Here is a 14174-nt window from a genome sequence, read left to right as displayed (position 1 = left end):
CGATGTGGCACAAATGCAAGCTGCGCTTTGATGTGCGCTTTACAAATGCAGGGGCGGTCGGCAAACTGCCCCGGTTCCGGACACCACCCCCCACGAATGGGTGGGGTACCGGCTGCAGAACATAAAACAATCGCCTTGGGGGGCGAGCGCACGCTGGAGGCGGTGGGGCCCGGCGCGCGCTGAAATGGTCAGCTTCAGCCTGACGGACTGGACTCATGACACTCGGACTCGCTCTAGCGCAGAGCCGGCGGATCGCGCCGACGCTACTCACCCAGCTCGAACAGAGCGCGCGTGAAAAACGCACGCAACTGATCGACGAACTGGTGGGCAGCGGGATCATGAGTGCGCACGACCTCGCGGTGTTCGTGGCCGGCAAGTATCAGATGCCGCTGCTGGACTTGGCTCAGTACAAGCTCGACACCGTGCCGGCCGTGCTGTCAGCCAACAAGCACTTTGCCCAGTTGCGCCTGTTGCCGCTGGGCCGCCGCGAAAACCGCCTCATCCTCGCCACGTCCGACCCGAGCGATCCGAAACCGATCGAAGAGCTGCGTCAGAAGATGAACGTGGCCATCGAAACGGTCATCGTCGAGCACGACAAGCTGGTGCGCCAGTTGAGCCTCGCCAATGAGGCACCGGCCGAGATCAAGTCGCTCTTCACCAAGCAGGAAGCCACCCAGATCGAGTACGACCCGGGTGCTGCTGCCGCCACGCGTCGCACGACCGCCGATGGCATCGACGATGCCCCCGTGGTGCGCTTCCTGCAGAAGCTCTTTACCGAGGCCTTGTTGCGCGGCGCATCGGACTTGCATTTCGAGCCCTTTGAAACGTTTTACCGCGTGCGTTTCCGTATTGACGGCATCCTCGCGCAGGTCGCGCAGCCGCCGCTGGATATCCGCGACAAGATCGCGACGCGCATCAAGGTGCTGTCGCGCCTGGATATCTCGGAAAAGCGCGTGCCGCAAGACGGCCGCATGAAGCTGCTGATCACTGTTCCGAAAGACCGCAAGGACAAGGACAACAAGGAGACGATCGAGCGCGCCATCGACTTCCGGGTATCGACACTGCCGACGCTGTTCGGCGAGAAGATCGTGATCCGGATTCTGGAGTCGTCCACCGAGCGGCTCGATATCGATCAGCTCGGCTACGAGCCGGAACAGAAGCAGTTGCTGCTCGACGTGATCAAGCGCCCGTACGGCATGGTGTTGGTGACGGGGCCAACGGGCTCGGGCAAGACCGTGTCGCTATACACCTTCCTGAACAGGCTGAATCAGGGCGACATCAATATCTCTACCGCCGAAGATCCGGCGGAAATCCAGTTGCCCGGCATCAACCAAGTCAACGTGAATGACAAGGCGGGGCTGACCTTTGCAGCGGCTCTGAAGTCGTTCCTGCGGCAGGATCCGGACATCATCATGGTGGGCGAAATCCGAGATCTGGAAACGGCCGACATTTCGATCAAGGCCGCGCAGACCGGGCACTTGGTGTTTTCCACGCTGCACACCAACGATGCCCCGACCACGCTGACTCGCCTGATGAACATGGGGGTGGCGCCGTTCAACATCGCGTCGTCGGTGCTGCTGATTACGGCGCAGCGTCTGGCACGCCGGTTGTGCAAGGATTGTAAGAAGCCGGGGCCGCTGCCCAAGGAAACGCTGCTCGACGCGGGCTTTACCGAAGCGGACGTCGACGGCTCCTGGCAGCCGTATCACCCGGTCGGTTGCGAAACCTGCAACGGCAGCGGCTACAAGGGCCGGGTCGGCATCTACCAGGTCATGCCGATCACCGAAGCGATCCAGGAGATCATCCTTACGCACGGCACGGCGCTGCAGATCGCTGAGCAGGCGCGTAAAGAGGGCGTGCTGTCGCTGCGCGAATCGGGCTTGCGGAAAGTGAAGCAGGGGCTGACTTCCCTTGAGGAAGTGCTGGCCACAACGAACCAATAACCTTCTCGATCAATCGTTCCCATACCGGGGGGTAGGAACCAACCATGGCCACACGAGCACCCGCCGCGAACCGCGCGGCCGCCGCGCCAGCGCGAAAGACTGCCAAGACAAAGGCGCCCACGCAGTACATCTTCGAGTGGGAAGGCAAAGATCGCAAAGGCAAGATCTTCAAGGGCGAGATGCGCGCCGAGAGCATCACGGAGGTGAACGCCATCCTGCGCAAGCAAGGCCTGTCGATCACGAAGTCCAAGCGCCGCCGGGCGGCCCGCGGCAAGAAGATCACGCCGAAGGACATCGCCTACTTCACGCGCCAGCTCTCGACCATGCTGAAGGCCGGCGTGCCGCTCCTGCAGTCGGTCGACATCATCGCGAAGGGCCATGCCAACCCGAACTTCACGCAACTGCTGACGGAAATCCGTGTCGACATTGAGTCGGGCAGCAGCATGGCGCAAGCCTTCCGCCGTCATCCGAAGTACTTTGACACGCTGTACTGCAACCTGATCGACGCTGGTGAGCAGGGCGGTATTCTCGATGCCCTGCTTGAGCGGCTTTCGCTGTACATGGAGAAGTCGATCGCGCTGAAGGCGCAGATCAAGTCGGCGATGATCTATCCGATCTCGGTGCTGACGGTGGCTTTCCTGGTGACGGTGGTGCTGATGATTTTTGTGGTGCCAGCGTTTAAGGGCGTGTTTTCCAGCTTCGGTGCTACGCTGCCGGCCCCGACACTGGTGGTGATGGGCATCTCCGACTTCTTCGTGCAATGGTGGTACATCATCGTTTTTGCCCCCATCATCGGCATCGTGCTGTTCATGCGGGCATTCAAGCGCTCGGAGAACGTGCAGCGCTCCACGCACCGCTGGATTCTGCGCATGCCGATCTTCGGCAGCATTATCCGCAAAGCCACCATCGCCCGCTGGACGCGTACGCTGGCCACCATGTTTGCCGCCGGCACGCCGCTCGTGGAATCGATGGAATCGGTGGCTGGCGCCGCCGGCAACTGGATCTATCACGACGCCACGATCGAGATCCAACAAGCCGTGCGCATCGGTACCAGCCTGACCAACGCCATGCAGGCCACGCACGTGTTCGACAACATGGTGCTGCAGATGACGCAGATCGGAGAAGAATCCGGTGCGCTCGACAGCATGCTGCTCAAGGTGGCCGAGTTCTACGAGCGCGAGGTGGACGATGCGGTGGCTAACATCTCGGCGCTGATCGAGCCAATCATCATCGTGATTCTAGGCGTGCTGATTGGCGGCATGGTGGTGGCAATGTACCTGCCGATCTTCAAGTTGGGGCAGGTGGTCTGATGCCGGAGTTGTTTGTCATCCCCACGCTGGCACAACTGCCAGCGTGGTTTGTGATTGCAGCGGGGGCGCTGGTGGGCTTGCTGGTCGGCAGCTTCCTGAACGTGGTGATCCACCGCCTGCCGCGCATGATCGAGCGAGAGGAAGCCAACTACATCGCCGAGCTGCGCGAAGAGCCGCTGCCTCACCCCGACGCATACAACCTGGTCGTCCCGCGCTCGGCATGCCCGTCGTGCGGTCATCAGATCAAGGCGATCGAGAACATCCCCGTGTTGAGCTGGCTTGCGCTACGCGGCCAGTGCAGCGCATGCAAAACACCCATCTCGTGGCGCTATCCCGCTGTTGAACTGGTTACCGGCTTGCTGACCGCGGCCTGCCTGTGGCACTTCGGCCCGACGTGGGTGGCAGTCGCATCGGCGGTGCTGCTGTGGTTCCTGATCGCCGGCACGATGATCGACGCCGACACACAACTGTTGCCCGATGCCATCACCCAGCCGCTGCTCTGGCTTGGGCTGGGCGTGAACCTGTTCGGCATGTTCACGCATCTGCACGACGCGGTGATTGGCGCGATGGCCGGCTACCTGTTCCTGTGGTCGATCTACTGGGCCTACAAGCTGCTGCGCGGCCGTGAGGGCATGGGCTACGGCGACTTCAAGTTGATGGCCGCACTCGGCGCCTGGTTCGGCTGGCAGGCGCTGCCGCTGCTGGTGCTGCTGTCCTCAGTCGTGGGACTGGTGTTTGGGCTGGTGCGCATTGCACGCGGCGCGAAGAGCGAATCGCCGTTCTCGTTCGGACCGTTCATTGCCGGGGCCGGTGTGATCGCACTGCTGGCCGGCCCGCAGCTGCTCATGATGGCAGGGCTCGGCCCGCTGCTTGCGCCATAAGGACACGATCGGCATGCGCGTGATCGGCCTGACCGGCGGCATCGGCAGCGGCAAGAGCTACGTGGCGGATCGCCTTGCTGAGCGCGGTGCCGCCATCATTGACACCGACGCTATCGCCCATGAAATCACCGCACCGGGCGGCGGCGCCATCCCGAAGCTGGTCGAAACATTCGGCGCCGGCATCCTGCGCGCGGACGGTGCCATGGACCGCGACGCCATGCGCGCCCTCGCGTTTTCGGACGCCAGCGCCAAATCGCGGTTGGAGCAGATCACGCATCCGCTCATCCGCAAGATCGCGTTGTCGCGCGGAGCCGCCGCGCAGGCATCGAGCGCGCATCCGTACCTCGTCTACGTGGTCCCCCTGTTGGTGGAATCCCTCGCCGGGCATCACAGTTGGCGCACGCTGGTCGACCGCATTCTGGTGGTCGACTGCCCGGTGGAGACGCAGATTGCCCGCGTGATGGCCCGTAGCGGACTGCCGCGCACGCAGGTGGAAGCCATCATCGCGCGCCAGGCTTCACGCGAAGCGCGCCTTGCCGCAGCCGACGACGTGATCGACAACAGCGGCACGCTGGCTGACCTCCTGCCGCAGATCGACCGTCTGGACCTAACCTACAGGGCGAACTGAAACGGTCTGAAAGCGGTCGTCACAGCCCTTTGCATTGTGATGAACGAGGGTCTCGCATAGAATGCGGGCAGATCGAGGCCAAATGGGCTTCGGGGCCGCATATGCCAGCTGGCCAGCAAACCGGGCACCCAAGTTTTGATCCTGTACGAATATCCCTTCAACGAACGCATTCGGACGCTGCTGCGCCTCGAAGACCTGTTCGAGCGGCTGGATTTCTTTCTCGTGCAGGAACACCCTCTGCAGCACCATGTGGCCCTGACCACGCTGTTCGAAGTGGTGGACGTAGCCGGGCGTGCCGACCTCAAATCCGATCTGCTGAAAGAACTCGATCGCCAGCGCCAGACGCTCACCGCGCTGCGCGCCAATCCGCAGATCGACCAGGACGCGCTTGATGCCGTCATCAGCGAGCTGGAAACCGCCTCGGGCAATCTCACTGCCACGCATGGCAAGGCCGGCCAACTCATCGCCGACAACGAGTGGCTGACGAGCATCCGCAGCCGCGCGATCATCCCCGGCGGTACGTGCGAGTTTGATCTGCCCGCGTATTTTGCATGGCAGCATCACCCCGCCGAGCGCCGCCGCGCCGACATCATCAAATGGGCCCAACCGCTGGTGCCGCTGCGCGACGCCACGATGATCGTGCTGCGCCTGCTGCGCGAATCGGGCCAGAGTGGCAAGGTGATTGCTAACGCTGGCAGCTATCAGCAGATGCTGTCGGGCCGTGTGTACCAGCTGATGCAGGTGCGCCTGGACGAGTCGGCGCTGGGGTTCATTCCCGAGATCAGCGCCAACAAGTACATGCTCTGGGTGCGTTTTACCCAGCAGGATGGCGACCTGCGACCCAAGCCGGTCGATGCGGATATCCCGTTCCAGCTGAAGCTCTGTAATTTCTGAGCCGCACCATGAATGTGAAGACCGTCAAATGCCCCAACTGCGGCAAGCCCGTGCCCTGGGTGCCTGAGAGCCGCTACCGCCCCTTCTGCTCCGAGCGCTGCAAGCAGATTGACCTGGGCGCCTGGGCCGCCGAGCAGTACACCATCCCCGTGGTCGAAGAGGACGACCTGCCCGAGGCACCCGGCAACGATACGAGCGGCAAGCTCAACTAGCCGTCGCTTCCTCGCGCATCCACTCGAAGACGGGCAACGTTGCCGGCAACACCGGATCAACGTTGATCGGCAGCGTCTGCCAGGCGAAATCCTGGCCTTCCAGCGCACGCAATGTGCCGTCCCATGCTGTTACCTTGCAGAAGTGCAGGCGCACGTACGCGTGCGGGTAGTCGTGCTCGATGGTGTGCCAGGGCACGCAGGTGCGCAGCGTAACGTCCAGCTCTTCCTTCAGCTCACGCGTGAGCGCAGCTTCCACCGATTCGCCCGCCTCCAGCTTGCCGCCAGGGAATTCCCAGTAGCCCGCGTACGGCTTGCCCTCGGGGCGCTGCGCCAGCAAGAACTGGCCGTCCGGCTGCACCAGCACGCCAACGGCCACTTCGGTGATCCTGCGGCCGTCGGGCGTGTGCGTGGGTGGCACTTGCGTCAGATTGTCAGTCGACATGCTGCCGCCCATGTTTGCCGCCCCAGTCGCGGGCGAACTGCCATGCCACGCGACCAGAGCGCGAACCGCGCTCGAGCGCCCAGACCAGCGCATCGCCACGCGCAGCGGCGATGTCCTCGTCGCTGCAGCCGAAATGCCGGAGCCAGTGGCCGACGATGGTCAGATATTCGTCCTGCTTGGGCGGGTAGAACGACAGCCACAGCCCGAAGCGCTCCGAGAGCGAGATCTTTTCTTCCACCACCTCGCCCGGATGGATTTCGCCGTCCGATGTGTGCTGATAGGTCTCGTTGTCCTTCATGTATTCCGGCAGCAAATGGCGCCGGTTGGACGTCGCGTAGATCAGCACATTGTCCGACTGCGTTGCCACCGAACCGTCCAGCGCAGACTTCAGCGCCTTGTAACCCGACTCGCCCTCTTCGAACGAAAGGTCATCGCAGAAGATCGCGAAGCGCTCCGGGCGCGTCGAAAGTTGCTCGACGATATCGCCCAGATCAGCCAGATCATCCTTGTCGACTTCGACAAGGCGCAGGCCTTCCTTCACGAATTCGTTCAGGCACGCCTTGATGAGCGATGACTTACCGGTGCCCCGCGCACCCGTGAGCAGCACATTGTTGGCCGGCAACTTACGCACGAATTGGCGAGTGTTGGCGACGATGGCGTCTTTCTGGCGCTCGATGTTGTGCAGATCGCTCAGACGGATCGGCGGCAGTTGCCGGATCGGCGCGAGATAGCCGATGTTGCCGAACAAGCTCTGGCGTTTTCGCCAGCGGAAAGCCACGGCTTCGTTCCAGTCAGCTTCGGTCAGTTCAGGCGGCAGCCATTGCTCAAGCCGACCGAGAAAGCGGTCGAGCCGTGCGGAAAGGTCGGACGACATAGCGGCTGACTCCGAATTACGAACGGTAGTCCGCATTGATGGACACGTAATCGTGCGAGAAGTCGCACGTCCACACGGTGGCGGTGGCGTTGCCGCGGCCGAGTGCAATGCGCACGGTGATCTCTGCCTGCTTCATCACGCGCTGGCCGTCCTCTTCGCGGTATTCGGGGTTGCGGCCACCGTCACGCGCAACCCACACGTCGTCGAGCCAGAGGTTGACGCCGTTCACGTCGAGGTCCGTCACACCGGCGTAGCCAACGGCGGCCAGGATGCGGCCGAGGTTGGGGTCCGACGCGTAGAACGCGGTCTTGACCAGCGGCGAGTGAGCGACTGCGTAGGCGATCAGTCGGCACTCCTCAACGTTGCGGCCGCCCTCAACCTGGATGGCCATGAACTTGGTCGCGCCCTCGCCGTCGCGCACGATCTTCTGCGCCAGGTCTTGTGCGAGGCCCGTCAGCGCATCGCGCAGCGCCGCGTAGTCGGGGTGCGATTCGGAATCGATGCGCGGCGTGCCGGCGCGGCCCGTGGCGATGACGACGAACGAGTCGTTGGTGGAGGTATCGCCATCCACCGTCACGCTGTTGAACGAATGATCGGCGGCGTGGCGCACCAAACCTTGAAGCACGGCTTCATCCACATTGGCATCGGTGGCGATGAAGCCGAGCATCGTCGCCATGTTCGGGCGGATCATGCCTGCGCCCTTGCTGATGCCCGACATGCGTACCGTCTTGCCCGACAGCGTGCACGTGGCGGACGCTGCTTTGGGTACGGTGTCGGTGGTCATGATGGCTTCGGCGGCGGCCAGCCAGTTATCGGGCTTGGCATTCGCCTGCGCGGCGGGCAGCCCAGCGACGATGCGGTCTACGGGCAGCGGCTCCAGAATCACGCCCGTAGAGAACGGCAGCACCTGCTCCGCCGACACGCCCAGCAGCTTGGCCACGGCATCGCAGGTCTGGCGTGCGTGCGCGAGGCCCGGTGCGCCCGTTCCGGCATTCGCGTTGCCTGTGTTCACGACGATCGCACGTGCGCCCTTGCCGCTCGCCAGATGCTCGCGGCACACCTGCACAGGTGCCGCGCAGAAACGGTTCTGTGTGAACACACCGGCCACCGTCGAGCCCTCGGCGATACGAACCAGCAGCACGTCCTTGCGATTGGCCTTACGCACACCGGCCTCGGCCCAGCCCAGGTCCACACCGTCGATCGGCAACAGGGAGTCAGCGGCAGGCGCGACGAGATTCACAGCCATGGAGCACACCTTTCAAAATGAGGATGCCCGCATTGCGGGCATCGTGAATCAACAGAAAACGGGTCTAAACAGCGTCAGGCAAGTTTGCCGTGGCACTGCTTGTACTTCTTGCCCGAACCGCATGGGCACGGGTCGTTGCGGCCAACTTTCGGCACTTCGCCAGCCAATGCGGCAGCAGCGGCAGATGCCGCCGAACGCGGTGCGGCCATAGCCGGTGTCGCGCCGTGAATCTCCGCATCACCCGCGGCCACTTCGGCCAGCTCGCTGAATTCGTCGTGCTTGTACTGCAGGTTGCTCAGCGCAGAAAGATCTTCTTCGATCTGCTCGGACGCCTGCTCCAGCTCTTCCTGCGACTGGATTCGCACCGTGAAGACAATACGCGTGACTTCGTTGCGAATGGTATCGAGCAGGCGGCCGAACAGTTCGAACGACTCGCGCTTGTATTCCTGCTTCGGGTCCTTCTGCGCATAGCCGCGCAGGTGGATGCCCTGGCGCAGCATGTCGAGCGCCGCCAGGTGCTCACGCCAGTGCGTATCGAGGCTTTGCAGCATCACCGAACGCTCGAACCCTGCGAATGACTCGCGGCCCACCTGCGCCACTTTGCCTTCGTACACCGCTTCGGCGGCGTCCAGCACCATCTTCAGCAGATCTTCGTCTTCGATCGACTGCGCATCTTCCAGCGTCTTCACCAGCGGCTGATCGACACCCCAGTCTTCACGCAGGGCCTTCTCCAGACCGGCGACATCCCACTGCTCTTCCATGGTCTCGGCCGGCACATAGGTGCGGAACAGCTCGATGAACACGGATTCGCGCAGGTTCTTGACCAGATCGCCCACGTCCTGCGCTTCGAGAATCTCGTTACGCAGCTTGTAGAGTTCCTTGCGCTGATCGTTGGAGACGTCGTCGTATTGCAGCAGTTGCTTGCGGATATCGAAGTTGCGGCCTTCGACCTTGCGCTGCGCCGATTCGATCGAGCGCGTGACGATGCCGGCTTCGATCGGCTCGCCTTCGGGCATCTTCAGGCGATCCATAATTGCGCGGACGCGGTCGCCTGCGAAGATGCGCAGCAGTTGATCGTCCAACGACAGATAAAAACGCGACGAACCCGGGTCGCCCTGACGGCCGGCACGGCCACGCAGCTGGTTGTCGATCCGGCGCGACTCGTGGCGCTCGGTGCCCACGATGTGCAGACCGCCGGCGGCCTTCACCTGCTCGTGCAGCGATTGCCATTCGTCCTGCAGTGTCTTCACGCGCGAGGCCTTCTCAGCGTCGGAGAGCGACTCGTCGGCCATCACGAAGCCAGACTGCTTTTCCACATTGCCGCCCAGCACGATGTCGGTACCGCGGCCAGCCATGTTGGTGGCAATGGTGATCATCTTCGGACGACCGGCCTGCGCGATGATCTCGGCTTCACGTTCGTGCTGCTTCGCGTTGAGCACCTGGTGCGGCAGCTTGGCCTGGTTCAGCAGGTTCGACAGCAGTTCGGAGTTTTCGATGGACGTTGTGCCCACCAGCACCGGCTGGCCCCGCTCGTAGCAATCGCGAATATCGCGAATGACGGCGTCGTAGCGCTCCTTCGAGGTCTTGTAGATCTGATCCTGCAAGTCCTTGCGCTGCGGCGTGCGGTTAGTCGGGATCACCACGGTTTCCAGGCCATAAATCTCCTGGAATTCATACGCTTCCGTGTCAGCCGTGCCGGTCATGCCCGACAGCTTGTTGTACATGCGGAAGTAGTTCTGGAACGTGATGGTCGCCAGCGTCTGGTTTTCCTGCTGGATCTGCACGCCTTCCTTGGCCTCCACGGCCTGATGCAGACCGTCGGACCAGCGGCGGCCCGCCATCAGCCGGCCGGTGAATTCATCGACGATCACCACTTCACCGTTCTGCACCACGTAGTGCTGATCGCGGAAGAACAGGCTGTGCGCACGCAGGGCGGCGTACAGGTGGTGCATCAGCGTGATGTTCTGCGGCGCGTAGAGCGATTCGCCCTCACCGATCAAGCCGGCTTGCAGCAGAATCTGCTCGGCTTTCTCGTGGCCCGATTCGGTCAGGTAGACCTGGTGCGACTTTTCGTCGACATAGTAATCGCCCGGCTTCTCGACGCCTGTGCCATCCGACTTCTCTTCACCGATCTGGCGCGTGAGCTGCGCCGGGATGCCGTTCATGCGGCGGTACAGGTCGGTGTGGTCTTCTGCCTGGCCAGAGATGATCAGCGGGGTGCGCGCTTCATCGATCAGGATCGAATCCACCTCATCGACGATCGCGTAGTTCAGCGGACGCTGCACGCGCTGGCCGGCGTCGTACACCATGTTGTCGCGCAGGTAGTCGAAGCCGAACTCGTTGTTCGTGCCGTAGGTGATGTCCGACGCGTAGGCAGCCTGCTTCTGGTCGTGGTCCATGGTGGTCAGGTTGACCCCCACCGACAAACCCAGCCAGTTATACAGACGACCCATCCACTCGGCGTCGCGCTGGGCGAGGTAATCGTTGACCGTCACGACGTGCACGCCCTGACCCGAAATGGCGTTCAGATACACAGCCAGCGTTGCGGTCAGCGTCTTGCCTTCACCCGTGCGCATTTCGGCGATCTTGCCGTCGTGCAGGACCATGCCGCCGACAAGCTGCACGTCGAAGTGCCGCATCTTCATCACGCGCTTGCTGGCCTCGCGGCACACAGCAAACGCTTCGGGCAACAACGCGTCGAGGGTCTCGCCCTTGGCAAAACGTTGGCGGAATTCTTCGGTCTTGGCCTGCAGCTCGGCATCGGAGAGCGCTTCGAACTTGGGCTCGAGCGCATTGATCTGCGCCACCTTGCGGCGGTATTGTTTGATCAGCCGTTCATTACGGCTGCCGAAAATCTTCTTGAGAAGGCCCGTGATCATCGATGGCTAGGGCTGGTGAGCCACCCGGAAAACGCGTCGGAGAGACCGCGAAACACAGGCAGCACAACGGCCCAGAAAGGGTTGGCGCAAAGGCGGGAGTTTAGCATGTGCAAAACACCCGCTTGATGGCAGCAGAACCGCCGGATGTGGCAGGAACGCTGCACTTTAGGGCCGCACGAACGTCGTCCGGGCGGCTACACACTCACGCTGAACTGGGGACGGGCGCCCCGATTGCAACCCACGCTAGATCAATGGCCGGCCGCCGCCATGCTCTTTCCGATATCGGCCGCCGCAACCTTCGGCGCGGGCGCCTTGTTGGTTGCCATCTTGGGTTGACCGGCGTTCTCCAGGAAGGCCACCGGATTCTGCGGAACGTCGTTGACGTGCACCTCGAAGTGCAGGTGCGGGCCAGTGGCGCGGCCGGTGCGGCCGATTAACGCAATGCGCTCGCCCGCCTTCACGATGTCGCCGACCTTCACAAACACCTTGGACGCATGCGCATAGCGCGTCTTCAGGCCGTTGCCGTGGTCGATGTCGATCATGTTGCCGTATTCGTGGTGGAACTCGCTGGCCACCACCACGCCACCGGCAGCGGCCACGATGGGCGTTCCAACCGGACCGACAAAGTCGACGCCGTCATGCTGCGTGCGCCGGCCCGTGAACGGATCGATCCGCGTGCCGAAGCCCGAGGAATCGTAGCCCGTGGCCACCGGGCGCACGGTCGGCATCATCTTGGCGTGGATCTGCCGGTCCATCAGGGTGCTCTCAAGCACGCTGAGGTAATCGTTGCGCTGGTCTGCCGAGCGCGTCAGTCGATTCAGCTCGGACTGAATTTCCGGCATCGACATCGGCCGCGAGAATGCACCCTCCGGCCCGCCGCGGCTCGGCTGTGATTTGAAATCGAACTCGCGCGGCGGCACACCTGCCAGCCCCGACACACGGGCGCCCAGCGCGTCCAGGCGCGCGATCTGCGCCTGCATTTCGCCAATGCGCGCGGCCATCAGGTTGAGGTTTTCGCGGGTGACGCGCTGGTCGGCGCCGGGAACCGCGGAAGCAGCCGCACCCGGCAGCAGCCCCTGCTTGGCCGCCAGCCACGTCCCACCGACGGACAGAGCCGCCACGGTCAGCAACGCCGCGCCAATAGCCACGAAGACGCCGCGTCGCGACAGGTGCATCGCGCCGGCCTTGCGCGGGTGAATCAGGATGATCTGCATCGCTCGTTTTCCGGACAAAAAAGCTGCCCACCGGCACGAAAGCGCGAGGAAGCGCCCTACAATGCCGGCATGCGAATCTTTGTTCATCCCGCCCTCAAGACGCCTGTGGCAAAACCCGTCCAGGATTGGCTCTCGGGTGCCGGTTCGGTCGGCCCGCTGATGCAGGCGGCCAGGCAATTGGCGTCGTTGGAAGCGGAGGTGTTGTCGCTGTTGCCGCCCGGCTTGGGCGGCGGCGTGGCGATCGGTGGCATCAAGAACGATGCGCGCGATAGCCGGGAAGCGACTCTGGTGTTGCTCGCCGCACATAGTGCGGCTGCGGCGCGCTTACGGCAGGTGGTACCCACCTTGCTGGAGCGTCTGCAACGCCGGGGATCGCAGATTACCGCAATTCGTGTACGGGTACAACCGCAGGGCGGCAGCGACAGCTTATGGCCACAAGAGACCGAAAAGCCGCCTAAACGCGCCAAGATGACGGCAGTTGGGGTCAATAGCTTGGCGGCGCTGGCCAACGAACTGCCTGATTCGCCACTCCGCCAAGCGTTGGCTGAAATGATTGCCCGGCACGTGCCCCCTGTCGCAGGACCTAAATAAAAAGCGCCCCGTGGGGCGCTTTTTCATGGCGACGATCGCCTCGGCCGGTCAAGAAAACGCTGGTTGCAACTGGGGCAAGAACGCGCGCGGCGCCTCTTCCACCTTGTCGAACGTCACCATCTCGTAGGCCGTTTCGTCCGCCAGCAGCGCGCGCAGCAGCGCGTTGTTCAGGCCGTGGCCCGACTTGTGCGCCGTGTACGCGGCAATCAGCGGATGGCCGACCACATACAGATCGCCAATCGCGTCGAGAATCTTGTGACGGACGAACTCATCGCCATAGCGCAGTTCGTCGTTGTTCAGCATGCGGTGCTCGTCGAGCACGATGGCGTTGTCGAGGCTGCCGCCGCGCGCCAGACCGACCTCGCGCAGCATTTCAACTTCATGCGCGAAACCGAACGTACGGGCGCGGGCGATTTCGCGCGTGTAGCTGGTGTCAGCAAAGTCGATCTCGAACGTCTGGCCGGTCTTGTCGACAGCCGGATGGCGGAATTCGATCGTGAACGACAGCTTGAAGCCGAAGTATGGGTCGAGGCGGGCAAGCTTGTCGCCCTCGCGGATTTCCACCGGCTTGAGCACGCGGATGAACCGCTTGGCCGCGCCCTGCTCTTCGATGCCCGCCGATTGCAACAGAAACACGAATGAGGCCGCGCTGCCGTCCATGATGGGGATTTCTTCGGCGTCGACGTCGACATAGAGATTGTCGATGCCGAGGCCGGCGCAAGCCGACATCAAATGTTCGACGGTCGACACGCGGGCGCCGTCCTTTTGCAGCACGGACGCCAAGCGGGTGTCGCCGATGGCGCTGGCGGTAGCGGGAATCTCGACGGCCGGCTCGAGGTCAACGCGCGTGAAGACGATGCCGGTGCCTGCGGCTGCCGGGCGCAACGTCAACGTCACCTTACGGCCCGAGTGCAACCCGATGCCGACGGTCTTGACGAGGGACTTGATGGTGCGTTGTTTCAACATGGCCGCCCTCAACTCACGAAATTTCTACGATTGTTTTTATCTATGCGGTCTGCATAGGTGATAACCCTAAGCATACCATTTTCACGTCCCTGCC

General features: G+C 62.9%; 13 protein-coding genes. 7 read left to right on the top strand and 6 right to left on the bottom strand.

What is annotated here, in order from left to right; genetic code table 11:
- The first annotated feature begins 215 nt into the window (after positions 1 to 215).
- From pilB to NG898_RS00185, 6 genes are all read left to right on the top strand, one after another.
- Entirely contained in the window at positions 216 to 1943 is a 1728-nt protein-coding gene (gene pilB / locus NG898_RS00210) for a type IV-A pilus assembly ATPase PilB (RefSeq protein WP_252690568.1), read from the top strand.
- Positions 1944 to 1987: 44 nt separating this feature from the next.
- A complete protein-coding gene (locus NG898_RS00205) occupies positions 1988 to 3253 on the top strand; it encodes a type II secretion system F family protein (protein ID WP_252690566.1) in 1266 nt (421 codons plus the stop codon).
- The gene (locus NG898_RS00200) at positions 3253 to 4134 is read left to right on the top strand and encodes a prepilin peptidase (RefSeq protein ID WP_252690564.1); all 882 of its coding nucleotides are present in this window, start codon (positions 3253 to 3255) and stop codon (positions 4132 to 4134) included. Before NG898_RS00205 ends, NG898_RS00200 begins: the two co-directional genes overlap by 1 nt.
- A 13-nt stretch (positions 4135 to 4147) precedes the next feature.
- Entirely contained in the window at positions 4148 to 4762 is a 615-nt protein-coding gene (gene coaE / locus NG898_RS00195; protein ID WP_252691591.1) for a dephospho-CoA kinase, read from the top strand.
- A 135-nt stretch (positions 4763 to 4897) separates the two neighbouring features.
- A complete protein-coding gene (gene zapD, locus NG898_RS00190; protein ID WP_004633038.1) occupies positions 4898 to 5656 on the top strand; it encodes a cell division protein ZapD in 759 nt (252 codons plus the stop codon).
- Between the two features lie 8 nt (positions 5657 to 5664).
- Positions 5665 to 5868, top strand: coding sequence for a DNA gyrase inhibitor YacG (locus NG898_RS00185; RefSeq protein WP_252690563.1), 204 nt, complete (start codon positions 5665 to 5667; stop codon positions 5866 to 5868).
- Here NG898_RS00185 and NG898_RS00180 read toward each other — a convergent pair.
- From NG898_RS00180 to NG898_RS00160, 5 genes are all read right to left on the bottom strand, one after another.
- Positions 5861 to 6310, bottom strand: a complete 450-nt coding sequence (locus NG898_RS00180; RefSeq protein ID WP_252690561.1) for an NUDIX domain-containing protein — start codon at positions 6308 to 6310, stop codon at positions 5861 to 5863. The two genes, NG898_RS00185 and NG898_RS00180, sit on opposite strands and share 8 nt — an antisense overlap.
- Positions 6300 to 7184 carry an ATP-binding protein gene (locus tag NG898_RS00175; protein ID WP_252690559.1) on the bottom strand — a complete coding sequence of 295 codons (885 nt, stop codon included), beginning with the start codon at positions 7182 to 7184 and terminating at the stop codon, positions 6300 to 6302. The genes NG898_RS00180 and NG898_RS00175 overlap by 11 nt, the downstream gene beginning before the upstream one ends.
- A gap of 16 nt (positions 7185 to 7200) precedes the next feature.
- Positions 7201 to 8430 carry a bifunctional glutamate N-acetyltransferase/amino-acid acetyltransferase ArgJ gene (argJ, locus tag NG898_RS00170; RefSeq protein WP_252690558.1) on the bottom strand — a complete coding sequence of 410 codons (1230 nt, stop codon included), beginning with the start codon at positions 8428 to 8430 and terminating at the stop codon, positions 7201 to 7203.
- Between the two features lie 74 nt (positions 8431 to 8504).
- Positions 8505 to 11309 carry a preprotein translocase subunit SecA gene (secA, locus tag NG898_RS00165; RefSeq protein ID WP_252690556.1) on the bottom strand — a complete coding sequence of 935 codons (2805 nt, stop codon included), beginning with the start codon at positions 11307 to 11309 and terminating at the stop codon, positions 8505 to 8507.
- A gap of 248 nt (positions 11310 to 11557) precedes the next feature.
- Positions 11558 to 12523 (bottom strand): M23 family metallopeptidase, encoded by a 966-nt coding sequence (locus NG898_RS00160; protein WP_252690554.1) that lies wholly within the window; start codon positions 12521 to 12523, stop codon positions 11558 to 11560.
- A 69-nt stretch (positions 12524 to 12592) separates the two neighbouring features.
- Between NG898_RS00160 and NG898_RS00155 the strand changes: the two genes are divergently transcribed.
- Positions 12593 to 13114: a DciA family protein gene (locus NG898_RS00155; RefSeq protein WP_045204768.1), complete on the top strand. Its 522-nt coding sequence runs from the start codon at positions 12593 to 12595 to the stop codon at positions 13112 to 13114.
- 48 nt (positions 13115 to 13162) lie between these two features.
- On the opposite strand, the gene lpxC is transcribed toward NG898_RS00155, so the two are convergent.
- Positions 13163 to 14080 carry a UDP-3-O-acyl-N-acetylglucosamine deacetylase gene (lpxC, locus tag NG898_RS00150; RefSeq protein ID WP_252690553.1) on the bottom strand — a complete coding sequence of 306 codons (918 nt, stop codon included), beginning with the start codon at positions 14078 to 14080 and terminating at the stop codon, positions 13163 to 13165.
- Between the last annotated feature and the right edge of the window lie 94 nt (positions 14081 to 14174).

This window comes from Ralstonia mojiangensis, from assembly GCF_023955645.1.
GTDB classification, from domain to species: domain Bacteria; phylum Pseudomonadota; class Gammaproteobacteria; order Burkholderiales; family Burkholderiaceae; genus Ralstonia; species Ralstonia mojiangensis.
This window is presented reverse-complemented; position numbering and strand designations above follow the sequence as displayed.